We start from the raw sequence: 18563 nt of genomic DNA, 5'->3' as shown, positions 1-18563 counted from the left end.
AGGGGCGGGCGGACGTAGGGCGGGATAGCGAAGCGTATCCCGCCACTTGCGCTGCCCGTTTCCCCATTGGCGCAATACGCTTCGCTATTGCGCCCTACGAGACTCGTCGTCCCGGGTCGCGCGGCTTCGCCGCTTGCCCGGGACGACAGGGTGACAAGCGGTTGCGATGATGACGTTGCGGTCTCGCGTCTCGACCTGGGTCTCAAGGCACCGCCGGCTCGCCGGTCTGGCGGCGAGCCTTGCCGGCGTCACCCTCGCGCTCGCCGCCGCGCTGGCGCTCTATGTCCAATCGCTCGGTCCGCTCGATCTCGCCGTCGCCGAGGGCCGCTCTTCGGTGGTGCTCGACCGCAACGGCCGGCTGCTGCGTCCCTACCTCACCGACGCCGGCCGCTGGCGCCTGCCGGTCGAGCCCGAGGATGTCGATCCGCGCTTTCTCGACCTGCTGATCGCCCTGGAGGACCGCCGCTTCTACGACCATCGCGGCGTCGATCCGCTGGCGCTCGGCCGCGCCGCAATCCAGATCGTCCGCCATGGCCGCGTCGTCTCCGGCGGCTCGACCCTGACCATGCAGGTGGCGCGCCTGTTGGAGCCGCGCGGCGCGCGCACGCTGTCGGCCAAGCTGCGCCAGATGGTGCGGGCGGTGCAGCTTGAGCGGCGGTTCTCGAAGGCCGAGATCCTGACGCTCTATCTGCGGCTTGCCCCCTATGGCGGCAATCTGGAGGGGGTGCGCGCCGCGTCGCTCAGCTATTTCGGCCGCGAGCCGAAGCGCCTGTCGATCGCCGAGGCGGCGCTGCTGGTGGCGCTGCCGCAGGCGCCCGAGGCGCGCCGGCCCGACCGTGCGCCGCAGGCGGCGTTGAAGGCCCGCGACCGCGTGCTGGAACGCGCCGCCGAGCGCAAGCTGATCCCGGCATCTGACGCGGCAATCGCCCGCAACGAGCCGGTGCCGGTGGCGCGCCGGCCGGTGCCGATGCTGGCCGCCCACGCCGCCGATGCGGCCGTGGCCGCGCGTCCGGCCGAGCGCGTCCACCGCCTCGCCATCGACGCCACGTGGCAGGCGACGCTGGAGCGCCTCGCCGCCGACCGGGTGGCGCGGCTCGGCCCAAATCTGTCGGCGGCGATCGTCGTGCTCGACAATGCGACCGGCGAGGTGCGCGCGCACGTCGGCTCGGCCGGCTATCTGGCGGCCGACCGGGCGGGCGCCGTCGATGCCGCCCAGGCGCTGCGCTCGCCCGGCTCGGCGCTCAAGCCGTTCATCTATGCCCTGGCGTTCGAGAGCGGGCTCGCCCACCCCGAGACGGTGGTCGACGACCGGCCCTCGCGCTACGGCCTCTATGCGCCCGAGAATTTCGATCTCACCTATCAGGGCATGGTGACGGCACGCCGCGCTCTGCAATTATCGCTCAACGTCCCGGCCGTCGATATTCTCGCCGAGCTCGGCCCGGCCAACCTGCTGGCGCGGGTCCGCGGCGCCGGGGTCGAGCTGGTGGTGCCGCGCGAGGCGCCGCCCGGCTTGGCCATCGCGCTCGGCGGCCTGGGCACCCGGCTCACCGACCTCGCCCGGCTCTATGCCGGCCTCGCCCGCGGCGGCGACGTGCCCGAACTCGTCTGGCGGGTGGGCGAGCCGGCGCCCCTGCACCACGCCCGCATGGTCGAGCCTGTCGCCGCCTGGTACGTCGCCGACATCCTGCGCGGCGCGCCGCCGCCGGCCAATGCCGCGGGCGGGCGCATCGCCTTCAAGACCGGCACCTCGTATGGCTTTCGCGATGCCTGGGCGATCGGCTTCGACCGCAACGTCACGGTCGCGGTGTGGGCCGGCCGGCCGGATGGCGCGGCGGTGCCCGGGCTGGTCGGGCGGCTCGCGGCGGCGCCGATCCTGTTCGACGCCTTTTCCCGGCTCGGCATCGAGATCGAGCCGGTGCCCGCCCCGCCGGGCGTGCTGGTCGCCACGACCGCCAAGCTGCCGCCGCCCTTGCGTCAGTTGCGCAAGGACGTGCCGGCCTTGGGCAGCGCGGTGCGGCCGCTGCGCATCGCCTTTCCGCTGGACGGCGCGCGGCTGACGATGCGGGTCGATCCCGGCGACGACGAGCCGGCCGAGCTGGCGCTGAAGGCGGCCGGCGGCCGGCCGCCCTATTCATGGTTCGTCAATGGCGTGCCGGTGGCTCTGGCGAAGCTGCGGCGCGAGACGTCCTGGCTCGCCAGCCCCGGCATGGCCCGCATCTCGGTGGTGGATGCCGGCGGCGCCTCCGACAGCGTCAGCGTCCGCATCGACGACCTGCCGTGACCGGCTTAACCCGTCCTTAACCCTGCGGCCGGCATTTTTTGCCGGGTGGTGGATCAGCCGGCGCAGACCGGCCAAGGCATGGGTTTGGCATGACCGATACGACCGTTACCGGCGCAGGCGGAACCGGCTTCCGGCTGCCCTCGTTCGGCCAGATGGCCACTGCGGCGCGGCGCGGCGACCTCGCGCTGGCCATCGGCGTGCTCACCATCCTGGTGGTGCTGATCCTGCCGCTGCCGCCGCTGCTGCTCGACCTGTTCCTGGCGCTGTCGATCATCTTCTCGGTGCTGATCCTGATGACGGCGCTGTTCATCCAGACGCCGCTGGAGTTCTCGTCGTTCCCGACGGTGCTGCTGATCTCGACCATGCTGCGGCTGGCCCTCAATCTCGCCTCGACGCGCCTGATCCTGGCGCACGGGCACGAGGGCACGGACGCCGCCGGCCACGTCATCCAGGCCTTCGGCAATTTCGTGATGGCCGGCAATTTCGTGATCGGCATCATCGTGTTCGCCATCCTGGTGCTGGTGAACTTCGTGGTCATCACCAAGGGTTCGGGCCGCATCGCCGAGGTGGCGGCGCGCTTCACCCTGGATGCCATGCCCGGCAAGCAGATGGCGATCGACGCCGATCTCTCCGCCGGCCTGATCGACGAGAACGAGGCGCGGCGGCGGCGCAAGACGCTGGAGGACGAGAGCTCGTTCTTCGGCGCGATGGACGGCGCGTCGAAATTCGTCAAGGGCGACGCCATCGCCGGCCTGCTCATCGTGTTCATCAACGTCATCGGCGGCCTGATCATCGGCGTCGCGCAGCAGGGCATGCCGTTCGGCGAGGCGGCGCGCGCATTCACCATCCTCACCGTCGGCGATGGGCTGGTGTCGCAGATCCCGGCGCTGATCGTGTCGACCGCGGCGGGCCTGCTGGTGTCGAAGGCCGGCGTCACCGGCGCCGCCGACGAAGCGCTGATGAAGCAGCTTTCGAGCTATCCCAAGGCGCTCGGCATGTCCTCGGCGGTGATGGCGGTGATGTCGCTCCTGCCCGGCATTCCGATGATCCCGTTCCTCGGCCTCGCCGCCGGGGCCGGCGCGCTGGCCTGGATGATGGACAAGCGCAACAAGGCGAGCCGCGCCGCCGAGCAACTCGAGAAGGCCGCGCCGGCCGCGGCGCCGGCCGAGGAGCCGATCTCGGCCTCGCTCAAGATGGACGACCTCAAGATCGAGCTGGGCTACGGCCTGCTCAGCCTCGTCAACAGCCCGGACGGCGCCGACCGGCTGACCGATCAGATCAAGGCGCTGCGCCGTTCGGTGGCCGGCGAGATGGGCTTCGTGATGCCGGCCGTGCGCATCCTCGACAACATGCAGCTTGAGCCGAACGCCTACGTCATCCGCGTCAAGGAGGTCGAGTCGGGCACCGGCAAGGTGTGGCCCGACCAGTGGATGGTGATGGATCCGCAGGGCGGTCAGGTGAACCTGCCCGGCATCCACACGGTGGAGCCGACCTTCGGCCTGCCGGCCACCTGGGTCGAGGCCGACCGGCGCGAGGAGGCGAGCTTGCGCGGCTACACGGTGGTGGACGCCGCCACCGTGGTCTCGACCCACCTCACCGAGATCCTCAAGACCAACATGCCGGACCTCCTCTCCTATGCCGAGGTCCAGAAGCTGCTCAAGGAGCTGCCGAAGGATCAGGCCGAGCTGGTCAAGGATCTGGTGCCGGCGCAGATCTCGATCACCGGCATCCAGCGCGTGCTGCAGCTTCTGCTCGCCGAGCGCGTGTCGATCCGCGATCTCGGCACGGTGCTGGAAGGCATCGCCGAGGCGGTCGGCTCCACCCGCAATCCGCAGGCGATGGTCGAGGTGGTGCGGGTGCGCCTCGGCCGCCAGCTCTGCGCGCAATACACCTCGCCCGCCGGCTATCTGCCGCTGATCTCGCTGTCGCCGCGCTGGGAGCAGGCCTTCGCCGAATCGATCATCGGCGAGCGCGACGACCGCCACCTGGCGATGCAGCCCTCGCGGCTGCAGGAATTCGTCACGCTGGTGCGCGACCGCTTCGAGGATGCCGCCCGCCAGGGCGAGTTCCCGGTGCTGCTGACCAGCCCGGCGTCGCGGCCGTTCATCCGCTCGATCGTCGAGCGCTTCCGCGCCCAGACGCCGGTGATGTCGCAGGCCGAGATCCATCCGCGCGCCCGGCTGAAGACGATCTCGAGCATTTGAGGCGCCGTTTTCCGCTTCACGTCGTCCCGGACGGCGCGGGGGAGAGACTGTCGTCCCGGGCAAGCGGCGCAGCCGCGCGACCCGGGACCGTCTGCAGGAAGGGGACCTTTTTCGGAGAACGATCCCGGGTCTCGCTTTGCTCGCCCGGGATGACATCACAACGAGAACGGTCCCTCTCTCGCCGATCGTCGCGCCCGGGATGACCCTTGAGCGCGCCGGCTGTAGGATGGCGCGTCGCAGGGCTCAACAGCGGGCGGAAGCATGGCATCTCGAAAGCGTCTCGTGGTCGGCATTTCCGGGGCATCCGGCGCCATGCTCGGCATTCGCCTGCTGCAGGTGCTGCAGCCGCTCGATGTCGAGGTCCATCTCGTGGTGTCGCGGGCGGCCGAGCTCACCATCGCCCAGGAGACCGACCTGACGCCGGATGCGGTGCGCCAACTCGCCGACCGCGTGCATGAGCCCGCCGATGTCGGCGCCTCGATCGCCTCCGGCTCGTTCCCGACGCTCGGCATGGCGGTGGTGCCGTGCTCGATCCGCACCATGTCGGAGATCGCTGCCGGCGTGACCTCCAGCCTGCTGACGCGGGCCGCCGACGTCGCGCTGAAGGAGCGGCGGCGGCTGGTGCTGGCGGTGCGCGAGACGCCGCTGCACGCGCTGCATCTGCGCCATCTCGCCAGCCTCGCCGAGGCCGGCGCGATCATCGCCCCGCCGGTGCCGGCCTTCTACACAAGGCCGAAGACGGTCGACGACATCATCGACCACACGGTGGGGCGCATCCTCCGGCTGTTCGATATCGACGCCGGCCTCGCGCCGGAATGGCAGGGTTTGGGCTAGAGCATTTTCCGCACAAGTGGATACCGGTTGTGCGAAAGAAAATGCGACAAACCAGAAACTTAGAGCGTCCGATCTGATGCAGTCTGAGCGGACGCTCTGAACAGAAAGTGTGTGCGCCAATCCCACCGCAACGGCTCCCGGCAGCGAGGCATTTTCATCGTCGACGTGTCGGGTTTCCGGCGGCAAACCGAGACGGCTTCCGGCCAATTTCTGCTTTCCGGCTTCGCCGCGCGCCCCGCGAAGCCCCCCACCCCCGACCCCTCCCCACCATTCACTGCGTTCATGGGGGGAGGGGAGAAGAGGCGCCCCTTTTCTCCCCTCCCCCCGCGAGCTTCGCGAGCGGTGGGGAGGGGTCGGGGGTGGGGGGCTTCGAGGGTACGGACCGGGTAGAGTCCTGACAGTTCAGACCGGGCAGATGGTCGACAGGTCACGTTGCATTGGAGGGAGGACCTTCGATGCCATTCTTGGAGACCTGTCGGATGGAGCAGCGGATCCGGATGCTGTCGGATTACGACACAGGGGCATGGAGCGTATCGGAGCTCTGCCGGCGCTACGAGGTGAGCCGGGATACGTTCTATGCGTGGCGGGCGCGGCGGGCGAGCGGGGCTGCGGACTGGTTCGTGGAGCGGTCGCACGCGCCGCTGCGGTGTCCGCACCGCACCCCGGCGGCGCTGGCGGCGGAGATCGTGCGGCTTCGGCGGCGGTTTCCGTATTTCGGGCCGCGCAAGCTTCTGGCGCGGTTGCAGCGGGACGTTCCCGAGGTGACGTGGCCGGCGGCCTCGACGATCGGCGACATCGTGAAGGCGGCCGGGCTGGTCGCGCCGGTGAAGCGGCGGCGGCGTCCGATCGACCAGGCTCGCTCGTTCGTCGCGGCGGTGGCGCCGAACGACGAGTGGAGTGCGGATTTCAAGGGCTGGTTCCGCACGCGGGACGGGCGCCGGATCGATCCTTTGACGCTGACCGACGGGGTCACGCGGTTCCTGATCGAGGTGCGGGTGGCGCCACCGACCACGGCGGGGGTTCGGCCGGTGTTCGCGCAGGCGTTCCGCGAGCACGGCCTGCCGAAGGCGATCCGCTGCGACAACGGGCCGCCGTTCGGCTCGACCGGTGCGGGCGGACTGACGCGGCTGTCGGTGTGGTGGCTCAAGCTCGGCATCGAGCCGCATTTCATTCGGCCGGCTTCGCCGCAGGAGAACGGCCGGCACGAGCGCATGCACCGGACGCTGAAGGAGCAGACGACGGATCCCGCGGCGGCGACGGCGGCCGAGCAGCAGGCGCGCTTCGATGCGTTCCGCCGGCACTACAACGAGGAGCGACCGCACGAGGCAATCGCGCAGCATCCCCCGGCCGATCTCTACGTCGCATCCCCGCGGGCGATGCCGGAGACCGTCGAGGACCCCTGGTACGACGCCGATCATCAGGTGCGCCGGGTGCGGCCGGCCGGCGACATCAAGTGGAAGGGCGAGCACGTCTTCATCGGCGAAGCCTTCGCGGGCGAGCTGCTCGGCCTCGAGGAGCTCGAGACGGGCGACCATGTGGTGCGCTTCTGCGCGCACGACGTCGGCCTGATCGATCGCCGCGGTTTGTTCCGCCGCTTCGCTCCGCCCCGTCCGGGGCTCCGCGAACCGGCGGAACAAACCGCAAACCCCAACCCAGACCTGTCGACCATCCTCCCGGTCCAAACTGTCGACCATCTTCCCGGTTGAACACGAGTGCGCGGAACGTCCCGGCGCGCGTCGTCTCCATCCCGCCTCGCCGTGTTTCCAGCCGGTCGCTTCAGGTTTCCCAGCCTCCAGAGCGTTCTCCGCAGAACCGGTTCCCACGTCCGCAGAGAAGGCGTTATGCCAACGGCCCCAGACGCTGACGCGTGGGGTCGTTGACTCTCGCGGATTTTCTCTCGGGAAATCAAAGATTTCGCGAAAATCCGCGACCGGAACCAACGGTCCGCTTTCGCGGCCGTTGGTATTATTTCCCGCCCGGCACGCCGCCGTTGCGGCTCTTCCAGAAGCCGACGACGCGCTCGCAGGTGGCCGGGATCAGCCGCTGGTACTTCTCCTTCGCGGCACCGATGTCCTTGGCGCTCAGCTCGGCGCCGCCGATGCGCGCGCGCAGCGCCGCCTGCACCGTCGGCCAGCCGAGATGGGCGGCCTTGGCGACGATCAGCAGCAGGTCGAGCCCGTTCGATTGCGCAAAGCGCAGCACCACGTCGTCGGGCACGCTGCACAGCTCGGCGATCGCCGCCAGCACGTGGTCGTGGCGGCCCTCATTGACGAACTGCGTCACCACCGACTCGTCGAGCTTGCCGGACAGCGCAAGCGTGTGGACCTCGCCGCGCACCGCCTGGAAGGCGCGGGTGCGCAGTTCGATCTCCTCGGCGGCGCGATGGGCGATCTCGTCGACGGCGGCGCGCACGTCGTCGCTGCCGGCGTCGATGTCGCGGGCGGCGACGGCGGCGGCCTGGGCCAGCAGCTTCTCGAACGCGGCGGGCGGCAGATCCTGGCGCGCCCGCAGCGTGGTGGCCAGCACCGCATCGGTGCGCGCGTGTTCCAGCAAAGCGGCGTAGCCGCGGCCCGAGAAGCGCGCGCCCTCATTGGCGGCGACGACGCGGACGACGCGGCTGCTGCCGCGGTCGACCAGCGTGTCGGTGACCGCCTCCGACAGGGTGGCGCGGGCGGCGATCGCCATCATGTGGTCCTCGCCGCGCTCACGGGCGACGCGCACGAGGTCGGCATCGTCGAGCGCCTCCGACAGCACCAGCACCGGGCGCGCCACCGCGATGTCGTGGTCCATCGCCAGATTGGCCACCACCACGTGCGGGGCGTTGGGAATGGGCGCGAGGCGCTCGGACAGCCGTCGGCGCGCGGCGGTGGCCAGATCATTGGCCAGCCGCGACAGCAGCGTGCCGAACACGTCGACATGACCGGTGTCGAGCTTGTCGGAGGACGACACGAACAGATCGGTGACCGACATCGCCACCCGTTCGAGGTCCGACATGGTGGCGTCCGCCACATCGTCGATCACCGTATGGGCGAACACGCTGCCGCGCCGGACCTGCGGCGGCGTGTGCGCCACCTGCTCCGCCTTGGCGCCGATCTGGCTCAGGCTGCGGTTCAGCGTCGTGGCGAGGTCGCGCATGTGGCGGCCGTTGCGGTCGAACTGGTCGCGCAGCGAGGAGATGAAGCCGTGCGCCGACTTCGCCTTGCGCACGCTGCGCTCGGCGACCTCGCGCGAGCGGTCGAGCCCGCCGGCCACTTGGCGCACCTGCTCGGTCACCTGGGCCAAAGCGGGCGAGATGTCGTCGGTGGTCTGGCGCGCGCGCTCCAGCAGCAGGTTCACCTTCTCGGCCCAGCCCTGCGCCTGCATCGGCATGGTGGCGTCGCCGGCGATGTCGCGCGCGACCGTTCCGGTGAGCGAGGCGAACGCGCCGATGATGCGGACGATCTGCTCGAAATGATGCTCCAGGTCGGCGCGGGCGAGCTCGGAGGCGGCGACCTCGTCCAGCACGTTGGAGATGCTGGTCGACAGCACCATCATGTATTCGAGGGTTTCGAGGCAGACTCCGAGCGCCCCCGACGCCTTGCCGAGGTCGTCGGCATTGCGGGCGGCCATGGTTGCCGCAATATCGATCGATGCCGAGAGATGCGCCATGCCGGCGCAGCTTCCCTCGGCCCCATCGTCCTCGGGCGGTTCGGCGCGTGCCGCCTCGCTGACCGGCATGGTAAATCCCGCAATAATCACGGCCCCGGATTCGTGTCGGATCATCGCGGGAAACCGCTTTCAAACCGACAAAACCTGCCGTAACGGGCAACAAAAACCCCCTTTATGGTAAGCGGATGGTAAAAGGGGCCGCCCCGGCCGGAAAATCGGTCAGGGCCGTTGCGCCGCCCGGCGCCAGGGTCTACTTCTCGTCGACGCCACCAATTCGGGATGCATGCCGTGTTCCCGTCCCAAGCCATTCCGCGTATCGTTCCCCTCATTCTTGCCGGCGGTTCCGGGACGCGGCTGTGGCCGGTCTCGCGCGATGGCATGCCCAAGCAGTTCCTGCCGCTGGTGGGCAACCGCTCGACCTTCCAGCAGGCGCTGGCCCGGGTGTCCGATCCGGAGCTGTTCGAGCCGCCGATCGTGATGACCCACGAGGCGTTCCGCTTCTTCGTGCGCGAGCAGACCGAACAGATGGGGCTCAAGGCCACCATCGTGCTGGAGCCCGAGCGGCGCGACACCGCCCCGGCGGTGGCCGCCGGCATGCTCATCGCCGAGCGGCGCGACCCCAACGCGGTGGTGATGATGGTGGCGGCCGACCACGTCATCCCCGAGCAGGACATCGAGACCTTCAAGGGCGCGGTGCGCTCGGCGCGCGAGGCGGCGATCGAGGGGCACATCGTCACCTTCGGCATCAAGCCGAGCGAGCCCAAGACGAACTATGGCTATATCCGCTGCGGCGAGCCGCTGAACGAGCCGGGCGCGTTCAAGGCCACCGCCTTCATCGAGAAGCCGGATGCGGCGAGCGCCGCCCGCTATATCGGCGAAGGCTATCTGTGGAACTGCGGCAATCTGGTGTTCCGCACCGAGGTGATGCGCGGCGAGCTGCTGCATCTGGCCCCCAAGCTGCTGGCGGCGGCCGAGGATTCGGTGACCAGCGCCGAGGACGATCTCGGCTTCCTGCGGCTCGGCCATGAGGCGTTCGCCGAGGCGCCCCGCATCTCGATCTCGTATGCGGTGCTGGAGCGCACCAAGACCGCCGTGGTGCTGGAGGGCAATTTCCGCTGGGCCGACATCGGCTCGTGGGACTCGATCCTCGCCGCCTCGGCCCGCGACAAGGACGGCAACGCCGTCTCGGGCGATGTGGCGCTGCTGGATTCGCGCAACTGCGTGGTGCACGCCGCCGGCCGCCTCACGGCGCTGATCGGCGTCAAGGACGTCGTGGTCGCCACCACGCCCGACGCCGTGCTGGTCGCCGACATCCACCATGCCGACGACGTGCGCACGCTCGTCAACCGGCTTGCCGATGCCGGCCGGGTGGAGGCCCACCAGCACCGCCGCCTCTACAAGCCGTGGGGCATTCTCGACCTGCTCGACCAGGGCGAGCGGTTCCAGGTGCGCCGCATCGTGCTGCGGCCGGGCGCCGCGCTGTCGATGCAGATGCACCTGCACCGCGCCGAGCACTGGGTGGTGGTCAGCGGCGTCGCCAGGATCACCATCGACGGCCAGGACAGCGTGCTGCACGAGAACCAGTCGGCCTTCATCCCGGCCGGCACGGTGCACCGCCTCGCCAATCCCGGGCGCATTCCGCTCGAGGTCATCGAGGTGCAGACCGGCAGCTATCTCGGCGAGGACGACGTGACGCGCTACGACACCGCCGAGGGGTGACGTCCCCGGCGGCCCGCCGCCTGCCGCTCAGAACCCCGGCACCGCCCGCGGCTCGCCCTGATAGGGCGGCGGCACGGCGTAGCCCTCCTGGCTGTACTGGGCGAGCTTGTTGCGCAACGTGCGGATCGAGATGCCGAGGATGTTGGCCGCGTGGGTGCGGTTGCCCAGGCAGTGGCCGAGCGTGTCGAGAATGAGCTGGCGCTCCACCGCCTCGACGGTCTGACCTACCAGCACCCGCGTCGCGGCCTCCGCCGCCATGGCCGCCTGCGCCGCCGGGCCGCTGCTGACGCTGCCGCCCTGGGCGCCGAGCCGGCCGCCCTCCGGATTGCGGATGGCATCGACGCCGATCTCGCTGTCCACCGCCAGCAGCACCGCGCGGTGCATGGTGTTTTCGAGCTCGCGCACATTGCCCGGCCACCGCGCCGCCAGGAGCTCGCGCCGCGCCTCGGCCGACAGCGGCCGCTCCGGCAGGCCGTTCGATTGGGCGAAGCGCCGGGCGAAATGGTTGGCAAGCTCGATGATGTCGGCCGGGCGCTCGCGCAGCGGCGGCACCTTCAGGTTCACCACATTGAGCCGGTAGAGCAGGTCCTCGCGGAAGGTGCCCTTGCGCACCTCCTCCGCCAGATTGCGGTTGGAGGTGGCGATCACGCGGATATCGACGGCGACCGGGCGGGTGCCGCCGACGCGGTCGATGACGCGCTCCTGCAGCGCGCGCAGCAGCTTGGCCTGCAGGCGCGCATCCATCTCGGAGATCTCGTCGAGCAGTAGCGTGCCGCCGTCGGCCTCCTCGAACTTGCCGACGCGCCGCGCCACCGCGCCGGTGAAGGCGCCCTTCTCGTGGCCGAACAGCTCCGACTCCAGCAGCGCATCGGGGATGGCCGCGCAATTGATCGAGATGAACGGCTTGGCCGAGCGCGGCGAGCGGCGGTGCACGTGGCGGGCGATCACCTCCTTGCCGGTGCCGCTTTCGCCGGTGATCAGGATCGAGGCGTTGGAGGCGGCGACGCGCGTCGCCAGCTCGACGACGCGGGCCATCGCCTCGTCGCGATAGATCAGCTCGCAGCGGTCGTCGGCCACCGCCGCCAGCACCGCCGCGATCATGTCCGGATCGGGCGGCAGCGGGATGTATTCCTTGGCGCCGGCATGAATGGCGGCAACCGCGGTGCGCGCATCGGCATCGACGCCGCAGGCCACCACCGGAATGACGATGTGTTCCTGCTCCAGCCGCGCGATGAGATCGCCGATGTCGATGGCGACGTCGGCCATCAGCAGGTCGGCGCCCTTGCCGGCGCGCAGCACCTTCAGCGCCTGCTCGCTGTCGAGCGCATGGGTGACCGACGCGCCGCGATCCATCACGATCTTGGTTGCGGCGTTGAGCTGACCCTTGAGCGATCCGACGATGAGAAGGCGCATGGCGGAGGTTTCCTTTCAGCGGTGTCCGAGCGTCGCTGCTCCCTGGCGTGGCCGCGCGTGTCAGACAGATGCCGGCCGGTTCGCGTCAGCGGTCGGCCTTGATGATTTCCGTCATGGTGATGCCGAGCTTGTCCTCGACCAGCACCACCTCGCCGCGCGCCACCAGACGGTTGTTGACGAAGATGTCGATGGCCTCGCCGACCTTGCGGTCGAGTTCGAGCACGGTGCCGGGGCCGAGCTTGAGAATGTCGCCGACATTCATGCGGGTGCGCCCCAGCACCGCCGACACCTGGACCGGAACGTCGAACACCGCTTCGAGATCGTCCGCGGTGCGCGCGCCGGCCTCGGTCGGCTCCGGCGCGATCGCGCCGGCGTCGTCGGAGGTGACGAGCTGCAGGTCGGTCTCCAGATTGGGAAGAGGCATCTTGTCGTTGTCGCCCACCATCAGGACTGTCCTCCGGCACGGCCCGCGGCGCGGGCGCCAATGAAGCGCTGAACGAGATCGTCGACCTTGGCGCGCAGCGCGGCGCTGTCGCGCACGATGCCGCCATCGGCCCATTCGATGCGGCCGTCGCCGACGGCGATCGTCGGCTCGGCCAGGATGACGAGACGGCCGGCGAAGCCGGCGTCGGCGGCGACGCGGTCGAGCCGTTCCTTGAGCGGCGCCAGCAGCGCGTCATTGACGCGCACCACCACATGCGGCGTGGAGCGCAGCTCGCCGAAGCACTCGGTCATCAGTGCGGTCAGCTCGGCCAGCGGCTCGCGCGCGATCAGGCCTTCGGCCAGCTTGCGGGCCACCGCCACCGCGACATCGACGGCTTCGCGCTCAAGCCGCACCTCGATGGCGGCGAGCGTCGCGAGCAGGCGTTCGACCTCGCCGGCGACCCGTTCGAGCCCGAGCGCCACGAGGTGTTCGGCCTCGGCCACCCGCTCGGCCGTCGCCTCGTCGCGTCCGCGCGCATAGCCGCGCGCCTCGGCCTCGGCCAGCGCCGCCTCGTGGTCGGCCTGCGGCACGCGAACCTCGGCCTCGCGCTTCGGTGCGCCGAAATCGGTGTCGAACAGGAATCGTGCCTTGGCTGCCGCCACGTTCGCCTCCACCCTGCCGCTCAATAGACCAGCTCGTCGTCGCCGCGGTTCTTGGAGATGGTGATCTCGCCCTTGGCGGCGAGGTCCTTGGCAAGATTGACCATCATCGCCTGGGCCTCGTCGACGTCCTTCAGCCGCACCGGGCCCATCGCCTGCATGTCGTCGGCCAGCATCTTGGCGGCGCGGGTGGACATGTTCTTGAGGAAGAAGTCGCGCACCGTCTCGTTCGAGCCCTTGAGGGCGATGGCGAGCCGGTCCTTGTCGACCTGACGGATCAGCGTCTGGGCCGAGCCGGTGTCGAGCTTCACCAGATCGTCGAAAGTGAACATCAGCGTCTTGATGCGCTCGGCGCTCTCGCGATTGTTCTCCTCCAGCGCGGTGATGAAGCGCGCCTCGGTCTGCCGGTCGAAATTGTTGAAGATGTCGGCCATCTGCTCGTGCGAGTCGCGGCGCGTGGTCTGCGACAGGTTCGACATGAACTCGGTGCGCAGCGTCTCCTCCAGGCGGTCGAGCACTTCCTTCTGCACCGACTCCATGCGCAGCATGCGGTTGACCACGTCGAGCGCGAGCTCCTCGGGCAGGATCGCCAGCACGCGCGCAGCGTGCTCGGACCGGATCTTGGACAGCACGACGGCGACGGTCTGCGGGTACTCGTTCTTGAGGTAGTTGGCGAGCACCTGCTCCTGCACGTTGGAGAGCTTCTCCCACATGTTGCGGCCGGCCGGCCCGCGGATCTCCTCCATGATCAGGTTCACGCGGTCGGGCGGCAGGAACTGCTGCAGCAGCCGTTCGGTCGAATCGAAATTGCCCATCAGCGCGCCGGTCGCCGACAGGCGGCTGACGAACTCCACCAGCACGCCTTCCACCTCCTCGGCGTGGATGTTGCCGAGCGTCGACATGGCGAGCGACAGCGTGCGGATCTCGTCGTCGTCGAGCAGCCTCCAGATGTTGGCGCCGTGGGTTTCGCCGAGCGACAGCATCAGCACCGCGGCGCGCTCGACGCCGGTCAGCGGCCGGCGCGGCGGCGGCGGCACGGAAACGGTTGCCAGACCGGTCTTGGCGGCGCTCTCCGCCTCGGGGTGCTTGCCGGTGCGCGACATCGCGCCTGCGATGGTCGAGACGATGCTCATGACGGCCGGCCTTCAGTGGTCTTTGCGGACGAGGTCGCTGCGGGTGAGGTCATGGCAGGTGATGTCATGGCAGATCTCATGGCTTGGCGTCCTGCTGCATCCACTGGCGAATGATGCCGACGGTCTCCTGCGGGTTCTGGTCCACCAGCTCGCCGACCTTGGCGATCGACTGGGCGTGGAGCTGGCCCTGGATCTTGGCGTAGGCGATGCGGCGGGCGGTCTCGCTCTCCTCCAGCTCCTTCGGCGACAGCGGCGGCGATTCGGATTCGGGAAGCTGCCCGGCCGCTTCCAGCGCGGGGAGGGCGGCGGCCGCCTTGTCCTCGTCGCCGGCGAGGATGCGGCGGACCATCGGCCGCACCACCATCAGCAGCACGATCAGCGTGAGGAAGACGAAGACGCCGGTCTCGGCCGCCTGCATGATGTCTTCCTTGCCGAACTTGAGCTGCGACAGCCAGCCCTCGTCCGCCGGCAGGCCGGGCGGCGGGCCTTCGGCGAAGCGCAGATTGACCACCTCGACCTGATCGCCGCGCTTCTGGTCGAAGCCGATCGCCGAGCGCACGAGCGCGGTGATGCGGTCGAGCTCCTCATTGGTGCGCGGCGTGTAGGTGACGTTGCCGGCGCCGTCGCGGGAATAGGCGCCGTCGACCACCACGGCCACCGACACGCGCTTGATGCGCCCGCCTTCCACCACCTCGGTGCGGGTGGTGCGGGAGATCTCGTAATTGACGGTCTCCTCGCTCTTCTTGCTCTGGTCGCGCACCTGTGGAGCGCCGCCCTGGGCGGCGGGATTGGGCACCTCGTTGGCGACCGAGACCTGGCCGTTGCCTTCGGAGGAGACCTGCGTCTCCTCGCGGGTCTGGGTGGAGCGCACCACCCGGCTTTCCGGGTCGTAGCTGTCGGAGGTCTGGGTGATGCGGTTGAAGTCGAACTCGGCATTCACCTGCACGCGGGCCCGGCCGTGGCCGACCACGCTGGAGACGATCTCGTCGATCTGCTTCTTGATGCGCCGCTCATAGGCGGCGGTGCGCTCGTCGCTGGCGAGATCGGTCATGGTGTCGTCGCCCGCGCCGTCGGCGAGCAGGCGGCCGGCCTCGTCGACGATCGACACGCGCTCGGGCTTCAGGCCCTGCACCGCGGAGGCGACGAGGTGGCGGATGGCGCGGATCTGGCCGGGATCGAGCTCGCCCTGGACCCGCAGCGCGATCGAGGCCGACGGATCCTGCTTGTCGCGCGAGAACAGCGCGCGCTCCGGGATCACCAGATGCACCCGCGCCTGCTGGATGCGCTCGATGGCGCTGATGGTGCGCGCCAGCTCGCCTTCGAGCGCGCGAAGCTGGTTGATGTTCTGGACGAAGCTGGTGGTGCCGAGGGAATCGGACTTGTCGAAGATCTCGTAGCCGACGCTGCCGCCGCGCGGCAGGCCGGCCTCGGCCATCTTCATGCGCAGCCGCGCCACGTCGGCCTTCGGCACCAGGATGGTCGAGCCGTCGCCGCGCAGCTCGTAGGCGACGCCGGCGCGCTCCAGATCCTTCACGATGGCGGCCGAATCCTGCAGCGCCAGATCGTTGTAGAGCGTCGCCATCGGCGGCTGCGAGAACCGCACGATCACGAATCCAAAGAATCCGATCAGTGCCGCCGTCACGGCCGCCATGGCCCCAAGACGGGCCGGTCCCAGATTGTTCAGTAGTGCGACGATCCCGTTCACGCCAGCCCCCAGCCGCGGCCCATTCGCCCCGTCAGTGGGCAAAAAATGCCGTGTGTTGGCCTAACATTCGGTTAATTTCGGCCACGCCCGGTTAATACGGTTTCCGGCTGATCAAGCCGGAGAACCGTATTCCGATCGCCGAAAACCCCGTTATCGAACAAGGGGTTTTCGGCGAGGTCGTTTCCGGTATCCCGAAGGGATCAACCGGAAACCGTTTAACGAACGCCAAAACGAAAAGCGCCGGCCCGAGGGGCCGGCGCTTTTCAGATAGGCTCGAACGCGTCGTCGCCGAGGCGATCAGGCGCGATATTGCTGGATGCGCGTGGTGCGCAGCCCGGCGAGGCCATGGCGGTCGATCGACATCTGCCACGCCAGGAATTCCTCGACGGTCAGCGTATATCGGCTGCAGGCTTCCTCGAGCGACAGCAGGCCGCCGCGGACCGCCGCCACCACCTCGGCCTTGCGCCGGATCACCCACCGCTTGGTATCGGGCGGGGGCAGATCGGCGATGGTGAGCGGGCTGCCATCTGGGCCGATGACATACTTCACCCTTGGGCGATGCGGCTCGGACATCGTTACTCTCACGCCAACGCAACTGAAGGACTGTGCCCGAGGCTAAAGATGAACCCTGAACATTTCCCTAAGCGGATGGAAAATAAAGATTTAAATCTCCTTTACCATTTTGCTGCCCAGCAGAGGCATTCCGCCGCCGCCAATCATAAGGTGAACGATTCGCTACGGCCGATTCGGAAATCGGCACCGCCGTTGCCGGTCGCGGATGCTGGCGTTGCACGCACAGCCGCAGCCTTCACACCCGGATATCGAGCCCGCCGCTGCGCCCGACCAGCCGGCCATAGCTGCTGGCGCGCGGATCGGCCGGCGCGGTCTCCTCGACCGCCGTCAGCGTCTCGCTCGCCGTGGTCTTCCAGCCGTCGCGCTCGCCGTTCTGCTGGAACGACTGGCTCTGGTCGCGCAGCGTGAATTCCAGCCCGCCCTTGGAGGTGTCGAGCCCGGCCGCCTGCAGCGCCTTCTCCAATTGCCGCGCGTCGCGCTGCAGCAGGTCGAGCGTGTCGGCGCGGTCGACGATCAGGCGCGAGCGCACGCCGCCATCCTTGTCGACGTCGAGACGCACCTCGATGCGGCCGAGCTCCGGTGGGTCGAGCCGCAGCTCGAAGCGGCTGTCGCCGGCCTTCGAGCGCGCCACGATCTCCACCCCGACATCGCTCACCGCCACCGCCGAGGATCGTGCGGCATCGGTCGTCACCGGCGCGGTGGCCAATGCGATCGACTGGCCGGGGGCGAGGCCGAGCGCGGTCTGCACCGGTGCGGCCGAAGCCGGCTGCGCGGAATTCGCGGCGGCCGGGCGGGCCGGATCAGTCGACGGATTCGTAGTGTCGGCCGAGGCCTCGTGCGGGGCCGGCGGCGTGTTGGCGGCGGGCTTGGAGGGATCGGCGCCGCGCTCCTGCGGGCTGGCGGCGGCAGCCGCCGTGCCGCCGTCGCCGGCCGGTGCGGCCTTCGCCGCGTCCTTTGCCGCGTCCCGGGTTGAGGGCTGGGCGGCCGGGGAGGGCGCCTCGCTCGCGGCCGGCTGGGTCGATGGCGCCTTCGGCTGGGCGGGCGCGGCGGTCGACGTATCCTGCGGCGGGGCCGCGTCCGCCGTGGCGGCGTCCGGCGCGGCGGTGCCGGATGCTGTCAGGCCGGGTGCCGGCGCGTCCGCACCGTTCGCTGCCGGCAGACCGGCGGTATCGGGCGCGATGGGCGCGGCCGGTTGGGCCGGCGGTGCGGCCGGGGCCGCTGCGACAAGGTCCGCATCGGCGGCCGGCGCGGTGGCGGCGCCGGTCTCGGCCGCCTGGGGCGCGGGCGCTGGGGCGGCGAGGGGGATGATCGTGTCCGCCGGCACCGTCTCGGGCGGCGGGGCAGGGGGCGCGCCGGTGCCGGCGGCGTCGGTCCCGACGTCCTCGGCCGTCTCCGCGCTCTCGGCACCCTCCGCCGTCTCCTCGGGGGCGGCGTCGGCGGTCTCGGCCGGCTCTTCGGCGTCGTCGCCGGCCTGCGGTTCGTCGTTGCGGGGCGCGCGCTGGGGCGCGGGCTTGGGCTGCGCCGCCGGGCTCGATGCGACGGAGGACGGGGCCGCCGCCGCCGGGTTCGAGGTCGCGGGGTCGGGCGGGGCAACGGCGTCGAGCAGATCGGCGAAGCCGCCGGATTTGCCGGGGGTCGACGCCGACATCATCTGTGCCGCCGTCAGGCGGATTTCACGACCAATACTCGCAACGCTGGCCACAACGCACCTCACACCATTCCCCGGCTCCGAAGCATGGCCCGTGCCAGCCGCGGACGCGAAAAACGCATGGAATGTCAAAGGTGCGAGTCCGCGATCGGGCCCGGCGCCCCGTGCAGAAGCCGCCCACCCGGCAGAATCTGCCGGGCGCCGGCCGCGTGCGCCGTCTGCCGGGCCTCAGTTCGTTTGCCGGCGGCGGGAGGCTTCCTGTAAATAAAGCGAGGCTTCCCCCGCGAGGGCGGTTGCGGGCGGCTGCGGCCGGCGCTGCCCT

At 69.9% G+C, this 18563-nt stretch carries 13 protein-coding genes; 5 read left to right on the top strand and 8 right to left on the bottom strand.

Features of this window, described 5'->3' with window-relative positions:
* Positions 1 to 169: 169 nt before the first annotated feature.
* The 4 genes from pbpC to BLTE_RS11245 all read left to right on the top strand — a co-directional run bounded on the left by pbpC (position 170) and on the right by BLTE_RS11245 (position 7025).
* Positions 170 to 2281, top strand: a complete 2112-nt coding sequence (gene pbpC, locus BLTE_RS11260; protein ID WP_244599965.1) for a penicillin-binding protein 1C — start codon at positions 170 to 172, stop codon at positions 2279 to 2281.
* Positions 2282 to 2370: 89 nt separating this feature from the next.
* The gene (gene flhA / locus BLTE_RS11255; protein WP_126400592.1) at positions 2371 to 4485 is read left to right on the top strand and encodes a flagellar biosynthesis protein FlhA; all 2115 of its coding nucleotides are present in this window, start codon (positions 2371 to 2373) and stop codon (positions 4483 to 4485) included.
* A 261-nt stretch (positions 4486 to 4746) separates the two neighbouring features.
* Positions 4747 to 5319, top strand: coding sequence for a UbiX family flavin prenyltransferase (locus BLTE_RS11250; protein ID WP_126400590.1), 573 nt, complete (start codon positions 4747 to 4749; stop codon positions 5317 to 5319).
* A gap of 479 nt (positions 5320 to 5798) precedes the next feature.
* The gene (locus tag BLTE_RS11245; RefSeq protein ID WP_244599964.1) at positions 5799 to 7025 is read left to right on the top strand and encodes an integrase core domain-containing protein; all 1227 of its coding nucleotides are present in this window, start codon (positions 5799 to 5801) and stop codon (positions 7023 to 7025) included.
* Positions 7026 to 7284: 259 nt separating this feature from the next.
* Here the strand turns inward: BLTE_RS11245 and BLTE_RS11240 are convergent, their stop codons facing one another.
* Positions 7285 to 9036, bottom strand: coding sequence for a DUF2336 domain-containing protein (locus tag BLTE_RS11240; protein ID WP_160140593.1), 1752 nt, complete (start codon positions 9034 to 9036; stop codon positions 7285 to 7287).
* Positions 9037 to 9255: 219 nt separating this feature from the next.
* Between BLTE_RS11240 and BLTE_RS11235 the strand changes: the two genes are divergently transcribed.
* On the top strand, positions 9256 to 10686 hold the full coding sequence (locus BLTE_RS11235; RefSeq protein WP_244599963.1) for a mannose-1-phosphate guanylyltransferase/mannose-6-phosphate isomerase: 1431 nt from the start codon (positions 9256 to 9258) through the stop codon (positions 10684 to 10686).
* Between the two features lie 27 nt (positions 10687 to 10713).
* Here the strand turns inward: BLTE_RS11235 and flbD are convergent, their stop codons facing one another.
* From flbD to BLTE_RS11200, 7 genes are all read right to left on the bottom strand, one after another.
* Complete coding sequence (flbD, locus tag BLTE_RS11230) at positions 10714 to 12099, bottom strand: sigma-54-dependent transcriptional regulator FlbD (protein ID WP_126400581.1); 1386 nt, start codon at positions 12097 to 12099, stop codon at positions 10714 to 10716.
* Between the two features lie 85 nt (positions 12100 to 12184).
* Positions 12185 to 12541 carry a flagellar motor switch protein FliN gene (fliN, locus tag BLTE_RS11225; RefSeq protein ID WP_244600225.1) on the bottom strand — a complete coding sequence of 119 codons (357 nt, stop codon included), beginning with the start codon at positions 12539 to 12541 and terminating at the stop codon, positions 12185 to 12187.
* A gap of 2 nt (positions 12542 to 12543) precedes the next feature.
* Positions 12544 to 13185 (bottom strand): FliH/SctL family protein, encoded by a 642-nt coding sequence (locus BLTE_RS11220; RefSeq protein WP_126400578.1) that lies wholly within the window; start codon positions 13183 to 13185, stop codon positions 12544 to 12546.
* A 20-nt stretch (positions 13186 to 13205) separates the two neighbouring features.
* Positions 13206 to 14315, bottom strand: a complete 1110-nt coding sequence (gene fliG, locus BLTE_RS11215) for a flagellar motor switch protein FliG (protein ID WP_244599962.1) — start codon at positions 14313 to 14315, stop codon at positions 13206 to 13208.
* 76 nt (positions 14316 to 14391) lie between these two features.
* Complete coding sequence (gene fliF / locus BLTE_RS11210; RefSeq protein WP_126400575.1) at positions 14392 to 16020, bottom strand: flagellar basal-body MS-ring/collar protein FliF; 1629 nt, start codon at positions 16018 to 16020, stop codon at positions 14392 to 14394.
* Positions 16021 to 16317: 297 nt separating this feature from the next.
* Positions 16318 to 16593, bottom strand: a complete 276-nt coding sequence (sciP, locus tag BLTE_RS11205) for a CtrA inhibitor SciP (RefSeq protein WP_126400572.1) — start codon at positions 16591 to 16593, stop codon at positions 16318 to 16320.
* Between the two features lie 235 nt (positions 16594 to 16828).
* Entirely contained in the window at positions 16829 to 18244 is a 1416-nt protein-coding gene (locus BLTE_RS11200; protein WP_126400570.1) for a flagellar hook-length control protein FliK, read from the bottom strand.
* Between the last annotated feature and the right edge of the window lie 319 nt (positions 18245 to 18563).

The organism is Blastochloris tepida (assembly GCF_003966715.1).
Classification (GTDB): domain Bacteria; phylum Pseudomonadota; class Alphaproteobacteria; order Rhizobiales; family Xanthobacteraceae; genus Blastochloris; species Blastochloris tepida.
The sequence above is the reverse complement of the archived record's forward strand: the minus strand, read 5'-3'. Positions and strand labels throughout refer to the sequence as shown.